At 67.5% G+C, this 26,170-nt stretch carries 27 protein-coding genes; 21 read left to right on the forward strand and 6 right to left on the reverse strand.

Annotation, left to right across the window (positions count from 1 at the left end):
- Positions 1-23: 23 nt before the first annotated feature.
- From aroB to MHY23_RS03260, 6 genes are all read left to right on the forward strand, one after another.
- Positions 24-1,076 (forward strand): 3-dehydroquinate synthase, encoded by a 1,053-nt coding sequence (gene aroB, locus MHY23_RS03235; protein ID WP_239306407.1) that lies wholly within the window; start codon positions 24-26, stop codon positions 1,074-1,076.
- A gap of 2 nt (positions 1,077-1,078) precedes the next feature.
- Positions 1,079-1,513 carry a type II 3-dehydroquinate dehydratase gene (aroQ, locus tag MHY23_RS03240; protein ID WP_239306408.1) on the forward strand — a complete coding sequence of 145 codons (435 nt, stop codon included), beginning with the start codon at positions 1,079-1,081 and terminating at the stop codon, positions 1,511-1,513.
- Positions 1,513-2,604: an aminopeptidase P family protein gene (locus tag MHY23_RS03245; RefSeq protein WP_239306409.1), complete on the forward strand. Its 1,092-nt coding sequence runs from the start codon at positions 1,513-1,515 to the stop codon at positions 2,602-2,604. Before aroQ ends, MHY23_RS03245 begins: the two co-directional genes overlap by 1 nt.
- A 51-nt stretch (positions 2,605-2,655) precedes the next feature.
- Positions 2,656-3,219 carry an elongation factor P gene (gene efp / locus MHY23_RS03250; protein WP_181888509.1) on the forward strand — a complete coding sequence of 188 codons (564 nt, stop codon included), beginning with the start codon at positions 2,656-2,658 and terminating at the stop codon, positions 3,217-3,219.
- Positions 3,219-3,851 (forward strand): transcription antitermination factor NusB, encoded by a 633-nt coding sequence (nusB, locus tag MHY23_RS03255; protein WP_239306410.1) that lies wholly within the window; start codon positions 3,219-3,221, stop codon positions 3,849-3,851. The genes efp and nusB overlap by 1 nt, the downstream gene beginning before the upstream one ends.
- 112 nt (positions 3,852-3,963) lie before the next feature.
- On the forward strand, positions 3,964-4,806 hold the full coding sequence (locus MHY23_RS03260; protein WP_239306411.1) for a PPK2 family polyphosphate kinase: 843 nt from the start codon (positions 3,964-3,966) through the stop codon (positions 4,804-4,806).
- Here the strand turns inward: MHY23_RS03260 and MHY23_RS03265 are convergent.
- Genes MHY23_RS03265 through MHY23_RS03275 form a run of 3 tightly spaced genes read right to left on the reverse strand, consistent with a single transcriptional unit; the run spans position 4,803 to position 7,116 of the window.
- A complete protein-coding gene (locus tag MHY23_RS03265; RefSeq protein ID WP_239306412.1) occupies positions 4,803-5,306 on the reverse strand; it encodes a YbjN domain-containing protein in 504 nt (167 codons plus the stop codon). The genes MHY23_RS03260 and MHY23_RS03265 overlap by 4 nt on opposite strands.
- Positions 5,306-5,788, reverse strand: a complete 483-nt coding sequence (locus tag MHY23_RS03270) for a YbjN domain-containing protein (protein WP_239306413.1) — start codon at positions 5,786-5,788, stop codon at positions 5,306-5,308. Before MHY23_RS03270 ends, MHY23_RS03265 begins: the two co-directional genes overlap by 1 nt.
- A complete protein-coding gene (locus MHY23_RS03275) occupies positions 5,785-7,116 on the reverse strand; it encodes a TIGR01777 family oxidoreductase (RefSeq protein ID WP_239306414.1) in 1,332 nt (443 codons plus the stop codon). The genes MHY23_RS03270 and MHY23_RS03275 overlap by 4 nt, the downstream gene beginning before the upstream one ends.
- 130 nt (positions 7,117-7,246) lie before the next feature.
- Between MHY23_RS03275 and pyrR the strand changes: the two genes are divergently transcribed.
- From pyrR to metK, 11 genes are all read left to right on the forward strand, one after another.
- Positions 7,247-7,807, forward strand: coding sequence for a bifunctional pyr operon transcriptional regulator/uracil phosphoribosyltransferase PyrR (gene pyrR / locus MHY23_RS03280; RefSeq protein WP_181888503.1), 561 nt, complete (start codon positions 7,247-7,249; stop codon positions 7,805-7,807).
- Positions 7,808-8,758, forward strand: coding sequence for an aspartate carbamoyltransferase catalytic subunit (locus MHY23_RS03285; RefSeq protein ID WP_239306415.1), 951 nt, complete (start codon positions 7,808-7,810; stop codon positions 8,756-8,758).
- Positions 8,755-10,038, forward strand: a complete 1,284-nt coding sequence (locus MHY23_RS03290; RefSeq protein ID WP_239306416.1) for a dihydroorotase — start codon at positions 8,755-8,757, stop codon at positions 10,036-10,038. Before MHY23_RS03285 ends, MHY23_RS03290 begins: the two co-directional genes overlap by 4 nt.
- A 3-nt stretch (positions 10,039-10,041) precedes the next feature.
- Positions 10,042-10,521 (forward strand): carbamoyl-phosphate synthase domain-containing protein, encoded by a 480-nt coding sequence (locus tag MHY23_RS03295; protein WP_239306417.1) that lies wholly within the window; start codon positions 10,042-10,044, stop codon positions 10,519-10,521.
- Between the two features lie 23 nt (positions 10,522-10,544).
- Positions 10,545-13,901 (forward strand): carbamoyl-phosphate synthase large subunit, encoded by a 3,357-nt coding sequence (gene carB, locus MHY23_RS03300; RefSeq protein WP_239306418.1) that lies wholly within the window; start codon positions 10,545-10,547, stop codon positions 13,899-13,901.
- Entirely contained in the window at positions 13,901-14,728 is an 828-nt protein-coding gene (gene pyrF, locus MHY23_RS03305) for an orotidine-5'-phosphate decarboxylase (protein ID WP_239306419.1), read from the forward strand. The genes carB and pyrF overlap by 1 nt, the downstream gene beginning before the upstream one ends.
- A 223-nt stretch (positions 14,729-14,951) precedes the next feature.
- Positions 14,952-15,275 carry an integration host factor, actinobacterial type gene (mihF, locus tag MHY23_RS03310; protein ID WP_181888497.1) on the forward strand — a complete coding sequence of 108 codons (324 nt, stop codon included), beginning with the start codon at positions 14,952-14,954 and terminating at the stop codon, positions 15,273-15,275.
- 2 nt (positions 15,276-15,277) lie between these two features.
- A complete protein-coding gene (gene gmk / locus MHY23_RS03315; protein ID WP_239306420.1) occupies positions 15,278-15,865 on the forward strand; it encodes a guanylate kinase in 588 nt (195 codons plus the stop codon).
- Positions 15,866-15,900: 35 nt separating this feature from the next.
- On the forward strand, positions 15,901-16,197 hold the full coding sequence (rpoZ, locus tag MHY23_RS03320; protein ID WP_239306450.1) for a DNA-directed RNA polymerase subunit omega: 297 nt from the start codon (positions 15,901-15,903) through the stop codon (positions 16,195-16,197).
- 100 nt (positions 16,198-16,297) lie between these two features.
- A complete protein-coding gene (gene coaBC, locus MHY23_RS03325; RefSeq protein ID WP_181888494.1) occupies positions 16,298-17,533 on the forward strand; it encodes a bifunctional phosphopantothenoylcysteine decarboxylase/phosphopantothenate--cysteine ligase CoaBC in 1,236 nt (411 codons plus the stop codon).
- 122 nt (positions 17,534-17,655) lie between these two features.
- The gene (gene metK / locus MHY23_RS03330; protein ID WP_239306421.1) at positions 17,656-18,873 is read left to right on the forward strand and encodes a methionine adenosyltransferase; all 1,218 of its coding nucleotides are present in this window, start codon (positions 17,656-17,658) and stop codon (positions 18,871-18,873) included.
- Here the strand turns inward: metK and MHY23_RS03335 are convergent.
- Genes MHY23_RS03335 through MHY23_RS03345 form a run of 3 tightly spaced genes read right to left on the reverse strand, consistent with a single transcriptional unit; the run spans position 18,870 to position 21,085 of the window.
- Positions 18,870-19,721, reverse strand: a complete 852-nt coding sequence (locus MHY23_RS03335) for a hypothetical protein (protein WP_239306422.1) — start codon at positions 19,719-19,721, stop codon at positions 18,870-18,872. The genes metK and MHY23_RS03335 overlap by 4 nt on opposite strands.
- A 3-nt stretch (positions 19,722-19,724) precedes the next feature.
- Positions 19,725-20,084 (reverse strand): hypothetical protein, encoded by a 360-nt coding sequence (locus MHY23_RS03340; protein ID WP_239306423.1) that lies wholly within the window; start codon positions 20,082-20,084, stop codon positions 19,725-19,727.
- A gap of 17 nt (positions 20,085-20,101) precedes the next feature.
- Positions 20,102-21,085, reverse strand: a complete 984-nt coding sequence (locus MHY23_RS03345; RefSeq protein WP_239306424.1) for a polysaccharide deacetylase family protein — start codon at positions 21,083-21,085, stop codon at positions 20,102-20,104.
- A gap of 134 nt (positions 21,086-21,219) precedes the next feature.
- On the opposite strand from MHY23_RS03345, the gene MHY23_RS03350 reads away from it, so the two are divergent.
- The 4 genes from MHY23_RS03350 to MHY23_RS03365 are packed head-to-tail and all read left to right on the forward strand — an operon-like array spanning position 21,220 to position 26,167.
- Positions 21,220-23,229 (forward strand): primosomal protein N', encoded by a 2,010-nt coding sequence (locus tag MHY23_RS03350; protein ID WP_239306425.1) that lies wholly within the window; start codon positions 21,220-21,222, stop codon positions 23,227-23,229.
- A gap of 28 nt (positions 23,230-23,257) precedes the next feature.
- Positions 23,258-23,749 (forward strand): peptide deformylase, encoded by a 492-nt coding sequence (gene def, locus MHY23_RS03355; RefSeq protein WP_239306426.1) that lies wholly within the window; start codon positions 23,258-23,260, stop codon positions 23,747-23,749.
- 13 nt (positions 23,750-23,762) lie between these two features.
- Positions 23,763-24,692: a methionyl-tRNA formyltransferase gene (fmt, locus tag MHY23_RS03360; RefSeq protein ID WP_239306427.1), complete on the forward strand. Its 930-nt coding sequence runs from the start codon at positions 23,763-23,765 to the stop codon at positions 24,690-24,692.
- The gene (locus MHY23_RS03365; protein WP_239306428.1) at positions 24,689-26,167 is read left to right on the forward strand and encodes a transcription antitermination factor NusB; all 1,479 of its coding nucleotides are present in this window, start codon (positions 24,689-24,691) and stop codon (positions 26,165-26,167) included. The genes fmt and MHY23_RS03365 overlap by 4 nt, the downstream gene beginning before the upstream one ends.
- Positions 26,168-26,170 lie beyond the last annotated feature (3 nt).

Genomic DNA, 26,170 nt, shown 5'->3' on the forward strand with positions numbered 1-26,170 from the left:
CCTGCGGGAGAAAGGCGAGGCGCATGGCTGTAGTTGGGGTGACGGGGCAAAGCCCGTACGCGGTCAATATCGGGCGCGGCAACCTGGGCCAGGCGGCTCAGCGCGTCGCACAGGTCGGCGCGCGCCGCGCACTCGTCGTGCACCAGGCGCCGCTGGTTGATGCCGCGCGCGAGCTTGCGCAGCAGCTTGAGTCCGCCGGTGTGGAGCCGGTGGCGGTGTGCGTGCCGGATGCGGAAGCGGGCAAGGACCTGGCTGTGCTTTCCAGTCTGTGGGACACCCTCGGCGCGCACAGCTTTTCCCGCCAGGACGCGGTTGTCGGCCTCGGCGGCGGCGCAGTGACGGATCTTGCCGGCTTCGCCGCGGCGACGTGGATGCGCGGCATCAAGGTCGTGCAGGTGCCTACCACGCTTCTGGCCATGGTGGATGCGGCCGTCGGCGGCAAGACCGGCATAAACACGGCGGCCGGCAAGAACCTCGTCGGGGCGTTCCACGAGCCGGACAGCGTGTTTATCGACCTCGCCCGCATTGACACCCTCCCGGAGGCGGAGGTTGTCTCCGGCTCCGCGGAGTTGATCAAAACCGGCTTTATTGCGGATCCGCGCATTTTGGAGCTCTACCAGGACGGCGCCGAGCACCACTGGCCGGAGCTGGTGCGCCGTTCCGTGGCGGTGAAGGCGAGTGTTGTCGGGCAGGACCTCAAGGAGTCCGGCCTGCGCGAGATTCTCAACTACGGCCACACCCTCGGCCACGCCATTGAACGCCGCGAGAACTACACCTGGCGCCACGGCAACGCGGTCGCGGTGGGCATGATGTTCGTCGCCCACCTGGCATTGGGCAGGAAGCTTAACGACGCATCCTTGGTCGCCCTCCACGAAGAAATCCTGACAAAGGCGGGCCTTCCCACCCGTTACGAGGCGGGCGCGTTCGACGAGCTGCACGACGCGATGCTGCTGGACAAAAAGAACCGCGACGGGCGTATCCGCTTCGTCGTCCTCGACGGGTTGGGCTCGGCCACCAGGCTGGAGGACGCGACGGTGGAGGAGATGCGCGCGGCGTACGAGGCGATTTCGGAGTAGCGATGAAGATTCTGGTGGTAAACGGGCCAAACTTGAACAGGCTGGGCAAGCGGCAGCCGGAGATCTACGGGTCGGTGACACTGGCAGACGTCGAGAAGCAATTGTGTGAGCGCGGCGGCGAGCTCGGCGTGGAGGTGGAGTGCCGCCAGTCCAACCACGAGGGCGAGCTGATCGACTGGGTGCACGAGGCGGCGGATAACGGGTGGGCCGTGGTGATCAATCCCGGCGGATTTACCCATACCTCAGTCGCGCTGCGCGACGCGCTGGTAGAACTGAAAGATCACCACGGCTTTATCGAGGTGCACATTTCCAACGTGCACGCACGCGAGCCGTTTCGGGCGCACTCCTACCTTTCGCCGATCGCCGAAGGCGTCATCGCGGGGCTGGGGGTGGACGGCTACCGGCTCGCGCTCGAGTACTACGCAAGGAGGCTCTAATGGCATTGGCAGACACCCGTTTTGAGGACCGTCGCCGCAAACTGTCCACGAAGCTGGCGGAGCGCCGCATCGACGACATGCTGGTCACCCACCTGACCCACGTGCGCTACCTGTCTGGCTTCTCCGGGTCGAACGGCGCGATGCTGGTGTCGAAGGACCGCACCGCCGCAATTGCCACCGACGGGCGCTACACCACCCAGATCGGCGAGGAAGTGCCGGACATTGCGGCCACCATCGAGCGCAACGTCGGCGTGGCCATGCTGTCCAAGGCCGCCGAGGGGCACCGCGTGGGCTTTGAAGCCGACTACGTTTCGGTTGCCCAGCTGGAGAAGCTGCGCGAGGCGTGCCCCGAGGGGGTCACGCTCGTGCCTGTCAGCGGGGTGATCGAGGAGATCCGTCTGATCAAGGACAACCTGGAACTCACGCGCTTGACGGAGGCTGCGGAGCTGACGGTGCAGGCGATCGACGCAGCGTTGGACGCCGGCGAGCTGCGGGCCGGCCGCACCGAGCGGGAAGTCGCTGCGGACCTGGAATACCGCATGCGCGTGCTCGGCGCGGAGCGCGTCAGCTTCGACACCATCGTCGCATCCGGGCCGAACTCGGCGAAGCCGCACCATAGCGCCGGCGACCGGGTGATCGCGGAGGGCGATCTGGTCACCATCGACTTCGGCATGCACCGCCTCGGCTTCAACTCGGACATGACCCGCACGTTCGCGATCGGGGAGATCGGCTCCCTCGAGCGAGAGATCTACGAGGTCACCCTCGCCTCCCAGCTCGCGGGAGTGAAAGCGGCGGTGCCGGGGACGAAGCTTGTGGACGTGGACAAGGCCTGCCGCGACGTGATCGAGGAGGCCGGATACGGCGAGTACTTCGTGCACTCCACGGGCCACGGCGTGGGGCTGGACGTGCACGAGGCTCCCAGCGCGGCAAAGACCGGTACCGGCGTGCTCGAGGAGGGCATGACCTTGACCATCGAGCCCGGCATCTACATCCCGGGCAAGGCCGGCGTGCGTATTGAGGACACGCTCATCATCACCTCGGCGGCGCCGAAGGTGATCACGGAGTACACCAAGGAACTGACAGTGCTGTAACATTGCTGTGTTTGCACACGCCCCGATACTCCCAGGAGGAAGGTACTTACCATGGCAACTACCGCCGATTTCAAGAACGGCCTGGTGCTGAAGAACGAAGGCAAGCTGCAGCAGATCATCGAGTTCCAGCACGTCAAGCCCGGCAAGGGCCCGGCGTTCGTGCGCACCAAGCTCAAGGACGTTGTCACCGGCAAGACCGTGGACAAGACCTGGAACGCTGGTGTGAAGGTGGAGACCGCAACCGTTGACCGCCGCGACATGACCTACCTGTACAACGACGGCACCAACTACGTTGTCATGGACGACAAGACGTTCGAGCAGTACGAGCTGCCGGCAGACAAGTTCGGCGATGCCGCTCGCTTCCTGCTGGAGAACATGCGCGTGCAGGTTTCCTTCCACGAGGGCGAGGCGCTGTTCGCCGAGCTGCCGATCTCTGTGGACCTGAAGATCGAGCAGACCGAGCCGGGCCTGCAGGGCGACCGCTCCACCGGCGGCACCAAGCCGGCAACCCTGGAGACCGGTGCTGAGATCCAGGTGCCGCTGTTCCTGGAGACCGGCAACGTGGTCAAGGTGGACACCCGCACCGGCGAGTACCTGTCTCGCGTGAACAACTAATGCCCGATTACAAACGACACGGCGCGCGCTACCGTGCGCGTCGCCGGGCAGTAGACATCCTTTTCGAGGCGGAGACCCGCGACATCGATCCTGTGGCGATCGTGGAGGACCGCGCGCAGCTGTCCCAGGACCCGCTCAACGCAGTCGCGCCGGTGGCGGACTACACCCGCACCATCGTCGCGGGCGCGGCGGAGAAGCTGGACGACCTCGACGACGCTATTGAGCGCCACCTCTCCGAGGACTGGGAGCTGTTCCGCCTGCCCGCCGTGGACCGTCAGATCCTGCGCGTTGCGGCGTGGGAGATTCTGTTCAACGACGAGGTGGACGCGCCGATCTCCATCGCCGAGGGGGTGGAGATGGCCGCGGAGTACTCCGGGGCCCAGGCAGCGCCGTACATTAACGTCGTGCTCGACGGCATCGCCCAGCGCGCAGCGTCCAACTCGCCGTTTGCCGGCGAGGGCGCGGAAGACGCCTACCCGGTAGAGGACGAGAGTGCCCCCACCGATGAGCACTCAGAGGACTCCGGGCTGGAGCAGGCGGAGGACACCGACGCAGCCACGGCCCACGAGATCGCCGAGTCCACCGAAGACTTGGAGGCCGGGGAACCGGCGACGGACGGGACCCGCGGCTAGTACCGGGCCCGGCAGAAAGTCGAGTAGAGGAGGTCGAGTACACGCCCATTGAGCGGCGTACTCGACCTCCTTTACTCGACTTCCAGACCGAACACCACCGAAAGGAAGCGACATGTCCAAACTCACCGTTGAAGAAGCCAAGCAGTTTTTCGTGGGCCCCGATTTCCAGCTCGCGGACGTGGACCCGGCCGCCACGCCAGGGGTCTCGGACGTGGACGACGCGTTCAACGACTACGACGACGACCTGGACGAGCTGCAGGAGATGCTCTTCGCCAACGGGCGCGCCGGAAACGAGGACGCCGGTTCCATCCTGCTGGTGCTGCAGGGCATGGACACTTCCGGCAAAGGTGGCATCGTCCGCAACGTCATCGGCGCGACCATGGACCTGCAGGGTGTGCACGTCCAGGGCTTCGGCCGCCCGACGGAGGAGGAAGCCGCGCACGATTTCTTGTGGCGCTTCACCCCGCACCTGCCCAAGCCGGGGCAGATCGCGGTGTTCGACCGCTCGCACTACGAGGACGTGCTGGTGCAGCGCGTGAAGCAGATGGCGCCGCCGGAGGAGATCGAGCGCCGCTACGGCGCGATCGTGGAATTCGAGAACGAGCTCGCGGCGCGAGGCACGAAGATCATCAAGGTGATGCCGCACATCTCGCGCGAGTTCCAGGCGGAAAACCTGAAAAAGCGCATCGAGCGCGCCGACAAGCACTGGAAGTACAACCCGAGCGACATCGAGGACCGCAAGCTGTGGAGCCAGTTCATGGCCGCCTATCAGATCGCCATGACGCGCACGTCCACAGAGGTCGCGCCGTGGTACTGCATCCCGTCCGACAACAAGAAGTACTGCCGCACGGTGGTCAAGGCATTGCTTTTCGATGCGCTCAAGTCGCTCAACCTCGAGTGGCCTGCCGCCGATTTCGATCCCGAGGTTGAGCTGGAGCGTCTGGCGAACTCCTAGTCGGCGGAGTCGGTGGGGTCGGGCTCGGCCGGGGAGTCGGTCTCGCCGTCAGCCGGCGCGACGCCGGCGGCCTCGGCCTGCTTCTGAATCTCGCCGACCAGCGCCCGCATCGCGTCCTGGGTGGCCAGCACGCCGTCGACGGCGGCCTTGAGCGAGTTGGAGAGCTGGTCGTCCGCGAGCCCCGCGCCAACCTGGATCTCGGACTCGGTGCGCACGACGAGGTTCTCGGTGCGGTTGACCACCAGTGCGCGCGCGTCCAGGTAGGAGCTGTTGACCTGGTTCGCCGCCAGGTACAACGTGGCGTCAGGCGTGTCGGCTGGGGTGTCGGTGACGGAGTCCGCGCGGACGATGAGCACGGAATCCAGCAGCACGAACAGCAGATTGTAGCCGTTGACGTTGGCGTGGCCCGCGCGGCCCGAGGGGTCGTCGGAGACCTCCACGTCGTGGCCGGCCATGGCCTTGATCACGCGGTCGATGGTCACGAGCGTTGCGTTGCTCATTACTGCGGCTCCTCCCAGGTGACAACGGTGGGGAAAGTGTTCTTCAAAAAGTCGAAGGCCTGCAACGTGGTGTCGATGGAGCTGGCGATGAACGCGCCGAGCTGGTTGAACGACGCACCCTCGGCGATGCGCATCGCGCGGATGGCGCTGATGGCCAGCTGGTCCTCGCCGCGTTCGAAGAAACGCAGGGTGGGCGCGAAGTGCGTCTGGTTGTGCTCGTTGCACGCGTAGAGCACCTTCGGTGCCATCTCGCGGGGGAACTCGCCGCGCCACAGCGCTTCGAACACGAGGTGGTCGCCGTCGATGGCGACCACGATGGCGGCGTTGATGAAGCCGGAGCGCACTGCCTGGTCTTCGATGCGGTACTCGAGGTTTTCCTCCTCGAAGATCGCGGCGACGGCCTCGGGCGTGACCTGCTCGGTCACGTTGCGTTCGGGGTGCTCGCTCGGCTGGACGGGCTCTTCGGTTTGATCTGTAGTCACGCCTGCGAGACTAGCAGCTGCTCGCGGCCCAACTCGTGGCGCAGGGCTTCGTCGAGGGTGGGGTAGCGCAGCCGCCAGCCGTGCTCGGCCGCCACGGTGGGCAGGACGCGTTGGTCCGCCAGCGCGAGCTCGTGCGCGCCCTCTTTGCCCAGCAGCAGTTTCGGGCCGAACGTCGGGATGGAAAACAGGTCCGGCCGGCGCAGCAGGCGGGCGAGGGTGGCAGACAGCTCGGCGTTGGTCACCGGCTCTGGCGCAGTGGCATTGACGGGCCCGGAGACCGTCTCGTCCAGCAGGGCGCGCACGTAGAAATCGGACAGGTCGTCCAGCGCCACCCAGCTCATCCAGAAATCGCCGCGGCCGAACTGCGCGGTGAGTCCCGCGTTGACGCTGGCCTTGAGCACCGGCAACAGCCCGCCAGCGCTGGACAGCGCCAGCCCGGTGCGGATGTGCACGCTGCGCATCCCGTCGACATTGGCGGCGTGCTCCCAGGCGTCGCAGACCTCGGCCAAGAACCCCTCGCCGGGCCCGTCAGCCTCGGCGCGTGGAACGCTGCCAGCATCTGTCCCGTAGTACCCCACCGCCGAGGCGCCGACGAAGACCTCCACTCCCGAGTCCGCGGCGAGGCGGGCGAGTCTGCGGGTGGGCTCCACGCGCGAGTCGCGGATGCTGCGCTTCTTTTCTTCGGTGAACCGGCCCATGATGGTCTCGCCTGCGAGGTGGATCACCCCGTCCACGCCGGCTAGCAGGTCAGCTGCCGGGTTGTCCATGTCCCAGTGCCGCTCGCCGGGGCCCGCTGTGCCTCGCACCAGCGGGATCACGGTGTGCCCGGCGGTGGTCAGCTGCGCGCGCAGGTGGGTGCCGACGAGGCCGCTGGAGCCGGTCATGGCCACCGTCTTCGGGGCGGCGTGAGGCAGGGAAGCGATGAACCGCATGTCCTCCACCAGCTGGCGCTGGCGGTAAGCCCAGGCGGGGCGGAGCGCGGCTTCTGGGAGGCGGGCACTGACGTCGTCGATAAGCAATGTGCCCTCGCCCGCGTCCTCGAAACGGTGCACATGGCGCCAACCGGTGGCCGCGCGCACCGGCTGGTTCGCGGCGACGTCGGTGAACTGGCGGCCCGCGACGTAACCGTCGGCGAGGTGGCGCGCGACCCACTTCTGGCCCGCGGGGAGGCGGAACACTGTGGTGCCGCTGCGTATCGACGCGGCTTCGCTTGCCACCCGCATCGGCAGGAACCCGGGGGTAAGGCGGGTGACCGCGCCTGGGCGGGTGTGCCAGCGCCAGACGGTGTCGCGGTCGAAGGGGAGGGTGTACTCAGCGTGGATGCCCATGGAATCCTTCCCGGTTTATACATGCAGGTGCTAAGGTGAAACGCGGTCCCAAGACTACACACGGCCCCGGTAGGCGGGGCCGGTTCGAAATCCTTTAAATTCCGCACTGTGAGGCGGGGAAGGAGGTTCGATGAGTGAGAACGAACGGTCGACCGTTGAGTTGCTGAACGCTCAAGACGTCGGCCGCACTGTTGCACGCATCGCGCACCAGATCATCGAGAAAACGGCGTTGGACGATGAGACCAGCCCGCAGGTTGTGCTGCTGGGAATTCCGTCCGGGGGAGTGCCGCTGGCGCAGCGCATCGCTGAGGCCGTTGAAGAATTTTCCGGGGTGGCGATCCCCGTGGGCAGCTTGGACGTGACGCTGTACCGCGACGACTTGCGCAACCGCCCCCACCGCGCCCTGCGGCCCACCAACATCCCGGTGGACATTGACGGGGCAGTGGTCATCCTTGTCGACGACGTGCTGTACTCCGGCCGCACGATCCGCGCGGCGCTGGATTCCTTGCGCGACATCGGCCGCCCCGCAGCCATCCAGCTGGCGGTGCTGGTGGACCGCGGCCACAGAGAACTGCCCATCCGCGCGGACTACGTGGGCAAAAACATCCCCACCTCGAAGGACGAGGACGTCACCGTGTCGCTGACGCCGCTCGATGCCGAGGACCGGGTCACGCTGGCTAGGGAGGCGTAAATGAAGCACCTGATCGACATCGCGGACCTTTCCCGCGAGGAAATTGTCGGCCTGATGGACGAGGCGGACCGCTTCCGCGAAGCCCTGGACGGCCGCCAGATAAAAAAGCTGCCCACCCTGCGCGGTCGCACCGTGATGACGCTGTTCTACGAAAACTCCACCCGTACCCGGTCCTCGTTTGAGACGGCGGGCAAGTGGATGAGCGCGGACGTGATCAACCTGTCTGCGTCCTCGTCCTCGGTGAAGAAGGGCGAGTCGCTCAAAGACACCGCGGCCACCCTCGAGGCTATCGGCGCGGACGCGATCATCATGCGCCACCCGGCCTCGGGCGCGTCGCAGCTTCTGCGCAAGTGGCTGCCGGAAACCAGCATCATCAACGCCGGCGACGGCCAGCACCAGCACCCCACCCAGGCGCTTTTGGACGCGGTGACTATGCGCCAGCACATCGGCGACGTGGCCGGCAAGACCGTGCTCATCGTCGGCGACATCTTGCACTCGCGCGTGGCGCGGTCCAACGTGGACCTGCTGCACACCCTCGGCGCCGAGGTTGTGCTGGTGGCCCCGCCGACGCTTCTGCCCACCGGCGTGCAGTACTGGCCGGCACGTGTGTCGCACGACTTCGACGCGGAGGTCGAGCAGGCGGACGTGGTGATGATGCTGCGTGTGCAGGCTGAGCGCATGCACGGCGGGTTCTTCCCGTCGCACCGCGAGTACGCCACCCTGTACGGGCTGAGCAAGGACCGCGCGAACCGCATGAAGGATTCGGCGCTGATCATGCACCCGGGCCCGATGCTGCGCGGCATGGAAATCAACTTCGACGTCGCGGACCGCGACAACGCCGTGGTGCTGGGCCAGGTGTCCAACGGTGTCTACACCCGCATGGCCGTGCTGTTTACGCTGCTCGCCAGCTCAGGAGAGCAGGGCGGCAACGAGGAAGGAGCCAGCAAGTGACCACGCTCGCTTTGAACAACGTCCGCCCGTACGGCGAGGACGTGACCAACATTCTCATCGACGTCGCCGACGGCGTGATCGACTCAATCGGGGAGAACCCCTTCGACGACGCGGACGAGGTTATGGACTGCGAAGGCAACGTGCTGCTGCCGGGCCTGGTGGACATGCACGTGCACCTGCGCGAGCCGGGCCGCGAGGACACCGAGACCATCGCCACCGGCTCCGACGCCGCGGCCAAGGGCGGGTTCACCGCCGTGTTCACCATGGCGAACACCAACCCGGTGATCGACCAGCCTTTCCTCGCCGAGGCGGTGTGGGCGAAGGGCCAGGAGTACGGCAAGTGCGACGTCTACCCGGTCGGCTCCATCTCCCAGGGCTTGAAGGGCGAACAGCTCACCGAGATCGGGCTGATGTCCCGCAGCGGCGTGCGTATGTTCTCCGACGACGGCAAGTGCGTCAACGACCCGCAGCTGATGCGCCGCGCCATCGAGTACGCCAAGGCGCACGACGTGGTGCTCGCGCAGCACGCCGAGGACCACCGCATGACGGAAGGCGCGTCCGCCCACGAGGGCGATCAGGCCGCGCGCCTGGGCCTGCGTGGCTGGCCGCGCGTGGCGGAGGAGTCCATTGTGGCCCGCGACGCGATCATGACCCGCGACTACGGCGGCCGCTACCACCTGTGCCACGCTTCTACCGAGGGCACCGTGGAGCTTCTGCGCTTTGCCAAGAACCAGGGCATCGACGTCACCGCTGAGGTCACGCCGCACCACCTGATGCTCACCGACGAGAAGCTGGCCACCTACGACGGCCTGTTCCGCGTGAACCCGCCGCTGCGCGAAGCGCGCGACGCTGAGGCACTCAAGCAGGCGCTTCTCGACGGCACCGTCGACGTGGTCGCCACCGACCACGCCCCGCACGGCTCCGAAGACAAGTGCGTGGAGTTCGAGCACGCCAAGCCCGGCATGCTCGGCCTGGAGACCTCCCTTGCCGTGGTACACCGCATCTTCGTCGAGCCGGGGCTGGCCGATTGGCGCTTCGTGGCCAAGGTCATGAGCGAGCGGCCGGCCGAGATCCTGCGCCTGAAAGACCAGGGCCGCCCGATCAACGTCGGCGAGCCGGCCAACCTGGTGCTGGTGGACCCGCAATCGCCGTGGACCGCCCACGGCGACGAGATGGCGTCCAAGGCATCGAACACCCCGTACGAAGGCATCGAATTTTCCGCCCGCGTGGTTGGCACCTGGCTGCGCGGCACCCAAACCTACGACGCGAAGAAGGCGTAAACCATGTCTGAAAACACCACCACACAACCCCAGCGCACGCCCGCAACGCTCGTGCTTGACGACGGCTCCGCCTTCCCCGGCTTCATCTTCGGCGCGACGCCGGCTGCGGATGGCGCCAGTGAGATCGCCGGCGAGGTCGCTTTCACCACCGACATGTTCGGCTACGAGCGCGAGCTGTGCGAGGCGGAACGCTTCGGCCAGATCCTCGTCTTCGCCACCCCGCAGGTGGGCAACGTCGGCTGGACCGGCGAGGGCGCATCCGGCAGCACCGACATCACCGCCGCAGCAGTCATCGTGCGCGACCTCGCGCGCATCGCTTCCAACCACAACGCCCAGCGCACCCTCGCCGAAGAGCTCGAGGCGCAGGGGATTACCGGGCTGTGGGGCGTGGACACCCGCAAGCTCGTCCGACACCTGGCCGCCGCTGCCCGCGAGGGAAAGATGGTGCGGGGCCAGGTCACCGTCGAAAGCCAAGAAGCCTAAGAGAAAGACCAGGAGATACAGACATGAAGCGTAACGATTTGAACCACGTCCTGGTCATCGGCTCCGGCCCGATCGTGATTGGCCAGGCCTGCGAGTTCGACTACTCCGGCACCCAGGCGTGCCGCGTGCTCAAGGACGAGGGCCTGCGGGTGACGCTGGTCAACTCGAACCCGGCGACGATCATGACCGACCCCGAGTTTGCCGACCACACCTACGTGGAACCGATTGAGCCCGGCTACATCGATCGCATCCTCGCCCGCGAAGCCGAGCAGGGCCACCCGGTCGACGCTATTTTGCCCACCCTCGGCGGCCAGACTGCGCTGAACACGGCGATCAAGCTGGACCGCCTCGGCATTCTGGAAAAGCACGGCGTGGAGCTCATCGGCGCGGACATCGACGCCATCGAGCGCGGCGAGGACCGCCAGAAATTCAAGGACATCGTGGACAAGATTGGCGGCGAATCCGCCCGCTCCCGCGTCTGCTTCACCATGGAAGAGGTGGAGGAGACCGTCGCGGAGCTGGGGTTCCCGTGTGTGGTGCGCCCCTCGTTCACCATGGGCGGGCTCGGCTCCGGCCTGGCGTACGACATGGATGATTTGCACCGCATCGCCGGCGACGGCCTGGTGGCTTCGCCGGAGGCGAACGTGCTGATCGAGGAATCCATCCTGGGCTGGAAGGAAATCGAGCTGGAGCTCATCCGCGACTCCGCGGATAACTGCATCGCCATCGCCACCATTGAGAACGTGGATGCGATGGGTGTGCACACCGGCGACTCGGTCACCGTGGCGCCGGTGCTGACGATGACCGAGCCCGAGGTCACCGCCATGATCGAGCAGGGCAAGGCCATCATCCGCGAGGTCGGCGTGAAAACGGGCGGCTGCAACATCCAGTTCGCCATCAACCCCAAAGACGGCCGAATGATCATCATCGAGATGAACCCGCGCGTGTCGCGGTCCTCGGCGCTGGCGTCCAAGGCCACCGGCTACCCGATTGCCAAGGTGGCCACCCTGCTGGCCATCGGCTACACGCTCGACGAAATCCCGAACGACATGACCGGCGGCGAAACCACCGCGCTTGCGGAGCCGACGCTCGACTACGTCATCGTGAAGATGCCGCGTTTCGCCTTTGAGAAGTTCCCTGGCTCCGACGAGACCCTGGGCACGTCCATGAAGGCTGTGGGCGAGGCGATGGGCATCGGCCGCAACTACATCCAGGGCCTGAACAAGGTTATGCGTTCGATGGAGGACAAGCCGAACGGTTTCTGGACCAAGCCGGACGAGTACTTCGCCGACGAGCGCGCAACCGACGCCGCCGCGGTGCTCGAGGACCTGAAGGTGCCCACCGACAAGCGTCTCTACGACGTAGAGCTTGCGCTGCGCCTGGGCGCGAGCGTCGAGGAGGTCTACGAGGCCTCCGGCATCGACCCGTGGTTCCTGGAGGAGCTCGTCGCGCTCATTGACTTCAGGCAGCAGCTTGTCGACGCTCCGGTGCTCGACGCCGAGCTTTTGCGCGAGGCGAAGGCGTTCGGCCTGTCCGACGCCCAGATCGCCGCGCTTCGCCCGGAGCTGGCGGGGGAGTCCGGGGTGCGCCAGCTGCGCTGGTCGCTGGGGATTGCCCCGACTTTTAAGACCGTGGATACCTGCGCGGGCCAATTCGACGCGAAGGTGCCGTACCTGTACTCCGCCTACGAGCTCGACCCGGAGGCGGAAAATGAGGTTGTTTCTTCCTCGAGCGACAGCGGGAAGGAGAAGGTGATCATCCTCGGCTCGGGCCCGAACCGCATCGGCCAGGGCATCGAGTTCGACTACTCGTGCGTGCACGCGGCGCTTGAGCTGTCGCGTGTGGGATACGAGACGGTGATGGTCAACTGCAACCCGGAGACTGTCTCCACCGACTACGATACGGCGGACCGCCTCTACTTTGAGCCGCTGACGTTCGAGGACGTCATGGAGATCTACCGCGCCGAGGCCGCCACCGGCACCGTCGCCGGCGTGATCGTCCAGCTGGGCGGCCAGACTCCGCTGGGGCTGGCGCAGCAGCTTGAGGACGCCGGCGTGCCCGTGGTTGGCACCTCCCCCAAGGCCATCGACATGGCGGAGGACCGCGGCGAGTTCGGCAAGGTGCTCGACGCCGCGAACCTGCCGGCCCCGGCTTACGGCACCGCGACCACCTTCGAGGGTGCGCGCGAGGTGGCGGGCCGCATTGGCTACCCGGTGCTGGTGCGCCCCTCCTACGTGCTGGGCGGGCGCGGCATGGAGATCGTCTACGACGAGGACAACCTCCGTGATTACATCGAGCGCGCCACCGAGCTTTCCCCGGACCACCCGGTGCTGGTGGACCGCTTCCTGGACAACGCCATCGAGATCGACGTCGACGTGCTCTGCGACGGCACGGACGTCTACCTCGGCGGCGTGATGGAGCACATCGAGGAAGCTGGCATCCACTCCGGCGACTCCGCGTGTGCGCTGCCGCCGATGACGCTGGGCCCGGATGACATCGCCAACGTCCGCCGTTCCGCGGCGGCGCTCGCGCACGGTATCGGCGTCAAGGGCCTGATGAACGTGCAGTTCGCGCTCAAGGACGACATCCTCTACGTCATCGAGGCCAACCCGCGCGCATCGCGCACCGTGCCGTTTGTGTCCAAGGCCACCGGCGTGCACCTGGCCAAGGCGGCCGCGCGCGTCATGATGGGTACTACGATTGCCCAGCTGCGTTCGGAGGGGTTGATCCCGTCCGACTACGACGGCGGCTCGCTGCCGATGGAGCACCCGATCGCGGTGAAGGAAGCCGTGCTGCCGTTTACCCGCTTCCGTCGCCCGGACGGCGCGCTGCTGGACACCATCCTCGGCCCGGAAATGAAGTCCACCGGCGAGGTCATGGGCCTGGCGCCGTCGTTCGGCGTGGCGTACGCGAAGGCGGAGGCCGCCGCATTCGGCGAGCTGCCCACCGAAGGCACCGTGTTCGTCTCCCTGGCCAACCGCGACAAGCGCACCCTGATCTTCCCGATCCAGCGCCTGTCCACCATGGGCTTTAAGGTGCTGGCCACTGAGGGTACCGCCCAGATGCTGCGCCGCAACGGCATCGAGTGCGAGGTTGTGCTCAAGGGGTCCCAGGTCCGTGACGGCGCCGAGGGCAAATCCATCGTGGACCGCATCCTCGACGGCGAGATCGACCTGGTGCTCAACACCCCGGCTGGTTCCGCTGGCGCGCGCCACGACGGCTACGACATCCGCGCGGCTGCCGTCGTCGCCGACGTGGCCATCATGACCACCGTGCAGGGCGTCACCGCGGCGGTGCAGGGCATCGAGGCTATCCGCGCCAACGAAATCTCGGTGACTAGCCTGCAGGAGCTCGAGCACGGCAAGGCAGAGGCGAAGTAGTGGCTGCGCAGACCTTCAGCCAGCGTCTTGTGGCGGCCGGGCAAGAGCACGGCCGTCTATGCGTGGGCATTGACCCGCACGCCGCGCTGCTCGAGCAGTGGGGGCTGGACAACACTGTCGAGGGCCTGCGCGCGTTCTCGGAGACGTGCGTGGAGGCCTTCGCGGGCCACGCCGCGGTAGTCAAGCCGCAGGTGGCGTTTTTCGAGCGCTTCGGCGCAGTCGGATTCGCGGTGCTCGAGAACACGCTCGCCCGGCTGCGCGAGAGCGGCACCTTGGTGATCGCCGACGCGAAGCGCGGCGATATCGGCTCCACGATGGCGGGATACGCGTCAGCCTGGCTTGCGCCCGGTGCTCCGCTGGAGACGGACGCGCTGACTGTGACCCCGTACCTCGGCGTCGGATCGCTCGACCCGGCAATCGAATTGGCTGCGCAGCACGGCAAGGGCGTGTTTGTCATGGCCGCCAACTCCAATCCGGAGGCGGCGGCGCTGCAAACCGGCACGATCGACGGCAAGATGCTCTCGCAGCGGATGGTCGACGAGTGCGCGCAGTACAACCGTACCGACGATCCTGAATACATCGGGCACGTCGGCGTGGTCGTCGGCGCGACCGTGCAAACCCCGCCGGTGCTCGACGGCCTGAACGCCCCGGTGCTGATGCCCGGAGTGGGCGCGCAGGGAGCGACGATGGCCGATGCGGAAGCCATCGCGGGTGAAATTGGACACCTGGTTTTCCCGAGTGTTTCGCGTTCGGTGCTCACTGCTGGTCCGGATGTGGCTGAGCTGCGCAAACGCGTATCTGACCTGGGGAAACAGGCGAAAGGCTAGGGTCTATTAACTGCCCAGCAAAATCCCTGGTAGTTTAGTCCCGTCGCACGGTGACGTGGAGAAATGCGGTGTACAACGCGCTCCGCGGAACCGTTGCAGAATAAAGCAGTGTTAGACTGTGCCGAACGTGGCGAATTGCACCGATGACATTCGGAGGAGTGCGCCCCGGATCCGGCACATGTCGGACTGGACAATTGTTCGTAACTATTACATGGAGGAACCCGTGGCACTTCCACAGTTGACCGATGAGCAGCGCAAGGCAGCACTTGAGAAGGCAGCAGAGGCCCGTAAGGCGCGTGCTGAGCTGAAGGCATCCCTCAAGCGCGGCGAGACCACGCTCAAGGACGTCCTGAACAAAGCTGACACCGACGAAATCATCGGCAAGACCAAGGTCTCCGCACTCCTCGAGGCAATGCCGAAGGTGGGCAAGGTCAAGGCCCGCGAGATCATGGAGGAGCTGGAGATCGCTCAGACCCGTCGTCTGCGCGGCCTCGGTGACCGTCAGCGTCGCGCGCTGCTCGAGCGCTTCGGCTACGAAGAGAACTAGTCGTGTCTGAGGTGGCTCCCCGCGGACAGCTGGTCGTCTTGGCCGGCCCGTCCGCGGTGGGTAAGTCGACGGTGGTGAGCGGCCTTCGCAGCGCCGTACCGGATTTGTACTTCTCGGTGTCCATGACCACCCGCGCTCCGCGCCCGGGTGAGGTGGACGGGAAAGACTACTTCTTTGTCACCCCAGAGCACTTCCAGGGCCGCATCGACCGCGGAGAGATGCTGGAGTGGGCCGACATCCACGGAGGGCTGCAGCGCTCCGGCACACCCGCCGGGCCGGTGCAGGAAGCCATGGATGCAGGCCGTCCCGTCCTCGTCGAAGTTGACCTCGCAGGTGCACGGAACATCAAGCGCCTGCTGCCAGAAGCGCGGACCGTGTTTTTGGCGCCGCCGTCGTGGGACATTCTTGTCCAGCGGCTCACCGGGCGCGGCACCGAGACCCCGGAGGTGATCGAGCGCAGGCTCGCCACCGCCCGCGAGGAGCTCGACGCCCAGGGCGAGTTCGATGTCGTGGTGGTCAACGACAACGTGGACACGGCAGTGGCCACCATCGCCGGCATTCTTCAAGGCACATCTTCCAACAACAGTTAGCGAGTGGGTTACACGTGAGCAACACAACCAAGGATTTGTCCGAGACGTCCGCTGCTGAGGAAACCACCCAGCAGGAGAACGTTTACGACACTCCGGAGGGCATTACGGCGCCCCCGATCGACGAGCTTTTGACCAAGGTGTCGTCGAAGTACGCGCTCGTCATCTTCGCAGCGAAGCGTGCCCGCCAGATCAACAGCTTCTACCAGAACTCCGAGGACGGCGTCTTCGAGTTCGTGGGCCCGCTGGTCTCTCCGGAGCCGGGCGAAAAGCCGTTGTCGATCGCGCTGCGCGAGATCGAGGCAGGACTGCTCGAGCACGAGGAAGGCCAGTAAGCCTCACCCCATTGCCAGAGCGCTGCGCTAGCGCTCTGCAGGTGTCCGCCGCCGCCCAGCAATCATGCTGGGCGGCGGCGGTTTTGTATGCTTGGGGCTCATGAGCGAAGCCCCACACTCGTCCCATCCGCTGCGTGTTGTCGTAGGAGTCTCCGGCGGTATCGCCGCGTACAAGGCCTGCCATCTTGTCCGGAACTTCAAAGAGGCGGGTGATGAGGTTCGGGTGATCCCCACGCAGAACGCGCTCAATTTCGTGGGTGCGGCGACGTTCGAGGCGTTGAGCGGCAACCCGGTGGACACCGGAGTGTTCACCCGCGTCGACGAGGTGCAGCACGTGCGGGTGGGGCAGGAGGCCGACCTGATCGTCGTGGCGCCAGCGACCGCGGACTTCATGGCTCGGGCCGCCGCGGGGCGTGCGGACGACCTGCTCACCTCGACCATCCTCGTCGCCACGTGCCCGGTGGTGCTTGCCCCCGCGATGCACACCGAGATGTGGCTCAACCCGGCCACGCAGGCGAACGTCGCCACGCTGCGCGAGCGGGGTATCACGGTGCTTGAACCCGCGCACGGGCGTCTCACTGGCAAAGACACCGGGCCCGGGCGTTTGCTGGAACCGGACGTGATCGCCGAACTCGCTCGCACGGTGCTGCGCACTAGCACATTCGCCCCGACCCTTGCGGGCAAGCGCGTGCTGATCAGCGCGGGCGGCACCCAGGAGAACATTGACCCGGTGCGCTACATCGGCAACCGGTCCTCCGGCAAGCAGGGCTACGCGCTCGGCGACGTCGCCGCGCAACGAGGCGCGAAGGTGACCATAGTGGCGGGGGCGACCGATGCGCTGGATCCGCCGTCGGGCGCGGAGGTGATCAAGGTCGGCTCCACCCGCGAAATGCAACAGGCGATGGCGGAACGAGCGCCGGAGGCCGACGTGGTGATTATGGCTGCTGCCGTGGCGGATTTCCGTCCAGAAGCAGAAGCGAGCACGAAGCTGAAGAAGGGCAAAGCCGACGACGCGCTGTCCACGATCCGCCTCACCGAAAACCCGGACATCCTCAAGGGCTTGGTCCAGATGCGGGAGGCGGGGGAGACCGCCGCGACCATCATCGGCTTCGCCGCAGAGACGGACAACGAGTTCGAAAATGGCCGCGCCAAGCTCAAGCGCAAGGGCGCGGACATGCTCATGCTCAACTCCGTGGCCGGCGGCGGCGTGTTCGGCCAGGCCCGCAACCGAGGCTGGCTGCTTAGCGCAGACGGCCGCGAAGAGGAGATTCCCGACGGCACCAAGCACGAGGTCGCGGCCCGGATCTGGGACGCCGTCGAGCGCCTTTCGCAGTGACATTGCACATTTAGACAGCTTGGTCTATCGTGGGCATCACTTCACGACGTGCCGTTCCCGTTTCAGCCGTTGGACGCCGCCGGAACGCTACCCGTTCGCATAGACGCTAAGGAAAGACTGCTTTGTCCACTGATACGTACTTCCGCTTGTTCACAAGCGAATCGGTCACCGAGGGCCACCCCGACAAGATCTGCGACGCGATCTCGGACTCGATCCTGGACGACATGCTCGCTCAGGACCCGGACGCGAAGGTGGCCGTGGAGACCCTCGCCACGACCGGCCAGGTGCATGTGGCGGGGGAGGTGCGCACTTCCGCCTACTCCAACATCGCGCGGATCGTGCGCGAGAAGCTGGTGGAGATCGGGTTCGACTCTTCTGAGGTCGGCTTCGACGGCCGCAGCTGCGGCGTGAACATCGCCATCGGCGACCAGTCTTCGGAGATCCACGATTCCGTGGTGACGTCCCAGGAGGTCCGCGAGAACACCTCCACCGGCGAGGACGACCGGACCGGCGCGGGCGACCAGGGCCTGATGTTCGGCTACGCCACCAACGAGACACCGGAGTACATGCCGCTGCCGATCTCCACGGCGCACCGCCTGGCCCGCCGCCTGTCCCAGGTGCGCCACGAGGGCATCGTCGAGGGGTTGCGCCCGGACGGCAAGACCCAGGTGACCTTCGCCTACGGCGGCCAGACCCCGGCGTTCATCGACACGATCGTCATCTCCACCCAGCACGACCCGGACTTCACCGGCGAGGCGCTGGAGGCGGCGCTTCGCGAGCACGTGATCAACTGGGTGCTCAAGGACGCAAACCTGCAGCAGTACTACCGCGAGGACACCAAGGTGCTGGTCAACCCGTCCGGCTCCTTCATCCAGGGTGGCCCCATGAGCGACGCCGGTCTGACCGGCCGCAAGATCATCGTGGACACCTACGGCGGCATGGCCCGCCACGGCGGCGGCGCGTTTTCCGGCAAGGACCCCTCAAAGGTGGACCGTTCCGGCGCGTACGCGATGCGCTGGGTGGCCAAGAATATTGTCGCCGCGGGCCTGGCGGAGCGCGTCGAGGTGCAGGTGGCATACGCCATCGGCCGCGCGAACCCGGTGGGGCTGTACGTGGAGACGTTCGGTACCGCCGCGGAGGGCCAGACGGACGAGAGCATCCAGCAGGCGGTGGAGAAGGTCTTCGACCTGCGCCCCGAGGCGATCATCCGCGAGCTGGACCTCAAGCGCCCGATCTACGCGCAAACCGCCGCGTACGGCCACTTCGGCCGCACGGACATCGACGTGCCGTGGGAGCGCACCGACAAGGTCGACGACTTGAAGGGCGCCGCCGGCGTCTAGTCCGTCTCCGGCGTCTTGCCCGCCTGGTGTTGCTGCCAGGCGGCTTTTTCTTGCTCAGAACGCCGGTGGTTGCGCAGCGCGACCACGCCGACGACGATGCCGATGACCACCGGCACCCAGATCTTCGAGTACTCGAGCAGCCACAGCGCCCACTCGGGAACCTCGGGGAACTCCGGCAGGTCGATGTCTGGCATCGGCAGGTTGAATTCTGGCAGCGACGGCACCGGCAGGTCCATGTGCGGCAGCTGCCAATCGGGCAGGTCCCAGTCGGGCAAAAACCCAACTAGCCAGCCGATGAACCTCGAGATGATCGGGCCGAGCACGAGCACCGCGAGCGCCCAGCCGCCCTTGCCCAACCCTTCCGCCATGGGGATGAGGGTGCGCTTGAGCTCGCTGGACTGCATGGTTTCGCGCCTGTGCGCGCCGCGGGAGCCGGTGGGCGGGTCGAACTCCACCACCGTGTCGCCTTCGCGAAACTCCACGCTGAGCAGCTCGTCGAAACTACTGACCCGAAGCTTCAGGTGCGGTTTCTTGCGGTCGGTGCCGAGCCCCGCCGGCGTTTCCAGCTCGCCTTTCGGGCCGTCGCCGAACAGCGGCAGCCGGGCGCTTGCGACGTCGTTGTAGCGGTGCTGCACCTCGCCGTTGACGCGCACCTCCATGCGCTCGGTGGGGTTTTTCGTCCACAGCTTGATCCGCTCTTTGAGGGGGCTCTCCGCCGTGGCCAGGGTGCCGGGTTTGTCCGCTTCGTCGCCGGGCCAGCTGGGATCCTCGGCGGCGAAGTCGCGGTCGAAACCGACGCGGACCTCGATCAGGCCGTATTCGGGGTGGTTGAGGCTCCAGGTTTCCATCGGTTACGCCTCCGCTTTGCTTCTCGACGAGCTGCCGCCCACCAACGACCCCACCCACACTGCCGCCGCGCAGGCGAGCGTCACCGCGATGGAGTAGATGAACGTGCCGTCGTTGAAGTACAGGGCCTTGGAGATCCAGAAGCCCACCCCGGTCAAAAGGGGCAGGGACAAAGTGGGGCGGAAGGCGATGCCGTCGATAAGCCCGGCGATGATCGCCACTGCGAAGATGAACCCGACCATCACCCACGGGTTACCCACCAACGGGATGAGCAGCAGGGGCCCGAGCGCGTAGGCGGCGAGCATGGCGTAGGGGATGGCTTTGACCCATCCGTGGCGGCCGCCGTTGTCCTGCTGTTCAGTCACAGGCAGGAGTATAGGAACTAATCCGCGCGCGTGTAGACGTGGCCCGCCTCGGGTCGTTTGATCATCTCGTCTAGGCCAACGGGATTGAGCCCCTTGGCGCGCAGGCCGTCGATGACGCACTCCGCCGCGTCGACGGTTGGCTGGTGGATGTCGTGCATGAGGATGATGGAGCCCTCGCGTGCGCCGTCCACCGCCCGCTTGCAGGTGGTGGCGGGGTTGCGGTGCTGCCAGTCGGCGGTGTCCACGTCCCACACGGCCAGCGCCATGCCGCGGGCACCCGCGGCGGAGGCCACGCGCGGGTTGTGGGAGCCGTAGGGCGGGCGCAACCAGTGCGGGTCGAGGCCGGCCTGCTTCTGCAGCGCGGCGTCCGTGTCGTCCAACTGGGCGGCAATGGCGCCATCGGACTGCCTGGCCAGGTCCGGGTGGGAAAAGGAGTGGTTTCCGATGGTGTGGCCCTCGTCGCGGATCCGCCGCAGGATCTGCGGGTTCGCGTTGGCGTTTCGGCCCACCACGAAGAAGGTCGCGTGCACGCCCTTGCGCTTGAGGATGTCCAGCAGGCGCTCGGTGCTGCCGGGGACCGGGCCGTCGTCGTAGGTGATGGCGACGCAGTTGTAGCAATTGGGCGGCACCGGCGACGGCGCTGGCTCCTGCGCGGGCGCGACGGTGACGTCGGCCGGTTTCGCTGGCTCGGGCGGGCGCAGGTGCGGCGGCACGGCCTGCTTCACCTGCCCGGGAAGACCGTTGTAGGCGCGGCGCCAGCCGTCCTCGACGGTGCTGCGGGCGCGGTCGGAGGAGCCGGCGATGAAGGCGGAGCTGCCGTCGATAGGCAACCCAGCTCCCTGCACGAGGATGGGGCCGAAGCTGTCGCCGGAGATGATCTTTGCGTCCTGCGGCAGGGCGAGCTGCGTGACCTTGGACACATACGCGGAGGCGGGGGACGGGGCCAGTGTTGCAGCGGCGAGGAGTGTGGCAGAGGTGACTGCTGTGAGCAGGCGTTTCATAGGGCGGCGGGGTCTTTCAAACGCGCGTAAGGGGAAAACTTTCAGTCTTATTAGTACTCCATAAAAGACCGGGCCGGGGGATTGGAACGCTCGCGGGCAAGGCGGTGTCGGACGGTGGTTTAGAATCCGGGGTCATGTCTGACACGCCCGCCGCCGAAGCCCCCGTCGCGCGCGTGTTGCCCATGCTCGGGCTGGCGCACCTGGACAGGCCGTTCGACTACCTGGTGCCATCGCAGGATTCAGACGCGGTGCAGCCCGGGGTTCGGGTGCGCGTGCGGTTTGCGGGCCGGCTCGTGGATGCCGTGGTGCTCGAGCGCGCATCTTCTTCGCGGCACGAGGGGTCGCTGCGCTTCATCGAGCGCGTCATCTCGCCGGAGGTTGTGGCCCCGGCGAGGACGCGGGAGCTTATCGACGTGCTGGCGGACCGTTACGCAGGCGTGCGGTCCGACATCTACCGTTCTGCTATCCCGGCGCGCCACGCGAAGGCGGAGGAGACGGACACTTCCACGCCCTGGGAGGAGCTGGGGGAGGCCGGGGAGCCGGACTTGTCGGCGTGGACCGCCTACACCTTTGGCGAGTCGTTCGTGGACGCGGTGGTCGCCGGCAAGATTGCGCGGGCGGCCTGGCAGGTCGCACCGGGAGACAGCTGGGCCGCGGCACTGGCGTCGCTGGCGGCGAAGGTGGCGCTGGACGGGGCGAGCGCGCTGATCGTGGTGCCGGACCAGAAGGACGTGGACGCGTGCGAGGCGGCGCTGAAGGAGATCCTGGGGGCGCGCCAGGTGACTACGCTGACGGCCTCGCAGGGCCCGCAGGCGCGGTACTCGCGCTACCTATCGGTGCTGCACGGGCAGGGCCGGATCGTGGTGGGCACGCGCTCGGCGGCGTTCGCCCCGGTGAAAAACCTGCGCTTTGCGGCGCTGATGTTCGACGGCGACGACAACCTGGTGGATCCGCGCGCGCCGTACGTGCACGCCCGCGAGGTGCTGACTACCCGCGCGGCGAAGGAGGGGTGCTCGCTGGTCATCGGCGGGCACGCGCGCACCGCGGAGGCGCAGCTGCTGGTGGAATCCGGGTGGATGCACGAGCTGGTCGCCCCGCGACAGAGCCTGCGCACCCGCTCGCCGTACATTCACGCGGCGGGGGATTCGGACTTTGAGATGGAGCGCGACCCGCGCGCGAAGCAGGCGCGCCTGCCGTCTTCGGCGTTCCAGGCGGCGGCGCAGGCGCTCGAGCGCGGCACCCCCGTGCTGTTCCAGGTGCCGCGCACCGGCTACATCCAGTCGCTGGCGTGCGGGCAGTGCCGCACACCGGCGCGGTGCAGGTGGTGCAACGGGCCGCTCGGGCTGCCCTCGGGCGGCGAGGCCGTGGCGCCGACCTGCCGGTGGTGCGGCCGGATGGACCCGGCGCACGTGTGCCCGACGTGCGGCTCGCGCAGGCTGCGCGCGGTGGTGCTGGGCACGGAGCGCACGGCCGAGGAGCTCGGCCGCGCCTTTGCCAAGTACAAGGTGATCACCTCGGGCGGCGACAACGTGCGCGCGCAGGTGCCGGCGGGCCCGGCGCTGGTGGTGGCCACGCCGGGTGCGGAGCCGCACGTTGACGGCGGCTACGGCGCGGCGGTGCTTCTGGACGCCTGGGCGCTGATGCAGCGGCCCGACCTGCGCGCGGTGGAAGACACCTTTGCCAAGTGGATGGGGGCGGCCACGCTGGTGCAGCCGCACAGCGCAGGCGGGGAAGTCGTCGTGGTGGCCGAGCCCTCCCTGCCCGTGGTGCAGCACCTGATCCGGTGGGACGCGCCCGGGTTTGCAGCTTTGGAGCTTTCCTTGCGGCGCGAGGCCCGCTTCCCGCCGGCGGTGCACGTGGCGGTTGTGGACGCCCCACGCGACGGGTTGGAGGAATTCTTCGCCCGCACCGAGCTGCCCGAGCACGCCGAGCTGCTCGGCCCGGTGGACCTGCCGCCCGGGGTGCGGCTGCCGGGCGAGTGGAACCGGGAGGCGCTCGGGCCCGCGCAGCGGATCTTGGTGCGCACCCCGCTTGCCGGCCGCACCGCGCTGGGCAAGGCCCTGCGTGCCGGCGCGGTGGCGTGGACGACGGCGAAGCAGGACCTGCCGCTGCGCATCCAGGTCAACCCGGTGGACATCGGCTAGCGGGGTCGCGCTACTACACTTTGGCCCCATGGCTATCCGCGACATCCGCCTGTTCGGCGACCCAGTGCTCAACACCGCTGCGGCAGAGGTCACTGTTTTCGACGCCGCCTTGGAGCGGCTGGTCGCCGACATGCTGGAAACCATGGACCACGCCGGCGGAGTCGGCCTGGCCGCGAACCAGATCGGGCTTACGCGCCGGATTTTCGTCTTCGACTGCCAGGGCATGCGCGGGCACATCGTCAACCCCGTGTGGGAACCCTTGGGCGATGAGATGCAGACCGGCGTCGAAGGCTGCCTCTCGGTGCCGGACGTGCGAGGCGAGGTCACCCGCCACAAGACGGTCATTGTCCGCGGCCAGGACTGCTTCGGCCGCCCGATCGCGCTGCGCGGCACCGTGCTTTTGGCGCGCTGCATCCAGCACGAGGCGGACCACCTGGACGGCGTGATGTTCATGCGCAGGATGGCACCGGAGCAGCGCAAGGAAGCGATGGCGGCGATCCGGGCCGCCGACTGGAGCTAAGGAGAACGTTTGTATGCGACTCGTATTCGCCGGCACACCCGAACCCGCCGCTGCGGCGCTCGAGCGGCTCATCGCGTCTGACCACGAGGTCGTCGCGGTGCTCACCCGCCCGGACGCGCGCCGCGGTCGCGGGCGCACGCTGCACCCGTCGCCAGTCAAGGCGCTCGCTCTCGAGCACGGCATCGAGGTGCTCACCCCGGAGAGCCTCACGCGCGACGACGCCATCCGGGAGCAACTCACGGCGCTGGCCCCCGACGCGATTCCGGTGGTGGCCTACGGCAACCTCATCCCGGCGGACATGCTGGACATCCCCGCACACGGCTGGGTGAACCTGCACTTCTCGCTGCTGCCTAAGTGGCGCGGGGCGGCGCCGGTACAGGCGGCGATCGCGGCCGGTGACGAGGTCACCGGCGCCACCACCTTCCGCATCGACGAGGGCCTGGACACCGGCGACATCCTGGACACGCTGGAAACCGTCATCGGCGAGGCAGAAACCAGCGGCGAGCTGCTGGAGCGCCTCGCCTACGTGGGTGCAGACCTGCTGGTTGAGACCATGGATGCGTTCGAGGCCGGCACCGCGGACCCGACGCCGCAGCCGGAAGAGGGCACCTACGCCCACAAGATCGCCCCGGCGGACGCCCGGGTGGACTGGACGCAGCCGGCCGCCGTGATCGACCGCGGCATCCGCGCCCACACCCCGGCCCCGGGTGCGTGGACGATGCGCGGGGACGACCGCTTCAAGCTCGGCCCAGTCACCCCGACCGGGGAGGGCGCGCTCGCCCCGGGTGAGGCGGCGTTTAGCAAGAACGAGGTGCTCGTGGGCACCGCCGGCGGCGACGTTCGCCTGGGCACGATCCAGCCGCCGGGCAAGAAGATGATGAACGCGGCGGACTGGGCCCGCGGACTCAACCCGGAGGCGAAAGAAGGAGTGGTGTTCGAGTGAGCGGCGGATTCAGGTCGCGGTCCGCGGGGCGTCGAGAGGACACACCCGCACGCAACCGGCAGCAAGGCAGCAGGGCAAAGCAGCAGCCGCGCAAGCAGGGCGGCGGGCGCCAGCGCTACACGGTGAAGGGCCGCCCGGCCAGCATCGGTGACCCGGCGCGCGAGGCGGCCTTTGAGGTGGTGCTGCGCGTCGCCCGCGACGGCGCGTTTGCCAACCTCACCCTGCCCGGCATCCTGCGCGAGCGGAAGATCACCGGCCGCGACGCCGCGTTTGCCACCGAGCTGGCCTACGGCACGCTGCGCAGCCTCGGGGTGCTCGACGCGGTGATCGCGAAGAATTCCTCGCGCGAGCTCGAGCGCATCGCGCCCGAGGTGCTCGCCGCGCTGCGCCTGGGCGCCTACCAGCTGCTCTACACCCGGGTGGGCGACCACGCCGCGGTGGACACCTCGGTGCGGCTCGTCGAGGCTGCGGGCCATGAGAAGGCGAAAGGTTTCGCGAACGGCGTGCTGCGCTCCATCGGCCGCACGCCCGCCGACGAGTGGCTGCGCACCCTCGCCCCGGACAACGAGCTGGGCGCGCTGGCCTTCACCCACGCCCACCCGGAGTGGATCGCGCGCTCCTTCGCGGAGGCGCTCGGTGACAAGCGCGACGAGCTGGAAGCCGCGCTCGAGGCGGACTCGGCCCGCCCGGTCGTGCACCTGGTGGCGCGCCCCGGCGAGATCTCCGCGGAAGAACTTGCACTGTCCACGGGCGGCGAGCAGGGCAAGTACTCGCCGTACGCGGTGTACCTGCCGGAGGGGGATCCGGGCCAGCTCGAGCCGGTGCGCGAGGGGCTTGCCGCGGTGCAGGACGAGGGCTCGCAGATCATCGCGCGTGCCGTCACCGAGGTCCCCGTCGAGCAGGATCAAGGCCGTTGGCTTGACCTTTGTGCGGGTCCGGGCGGCAAGGCCGCGCTCATCGGGGCGATCGCGGCTATCGACGCCGCCGCGGTCGACGCCGTCGAAGTCAGCCCGCACCGCGCGGAGCTGATCACCAAGACAGTGCGCGGCCTGCCGGTGACCGTCCACACCGCGGACGGGCGCGACCCGAAGCTCGAGCCCGGCTACGACCGCATCCTTGTCGACGCGCCCTGCTCCGGTCTCGGCGCGCTGCGGCGGCGCCCGGAGGCGCGCTGGACGAAGTCCGAGGGCGACATCGCGGAGCTGAACCAGCTCCAGGAGGAGCTGCTCCAATCCGCCGTGAACCTGGCCAAGCCGGGCGGGGTGGTGGTCTACTCCACGTGCTCGCCGGATGTGCGGGAGACCCGGAGGATCGTCGAGAAGCAATTGGCGAAAGGCGATGTGGATGAGCTCGACGCTCGCGAGTGGGCCGCCGGCATGGAGGACGTGGGCGAGGGGCCGAGCGTGCAGATGTGGCCGCACCGCCACGGCACCGACGCAATGTTCTTCGCGGTGCTGCGCAAAAAGCTAGGGTAGGAC

Origin of the sequence: Corynebacterium sp. ACRQP (assembly GCF_022345915.1) — a bacterium.
GTDB classification, from domain to species: domain Bacteria; phylum Actinomycetota; class Actinomycetes; order Mycobacteriales; family Mycobacteriaceae; genus Corynebacterium; species Corynebacterium lehmanniae.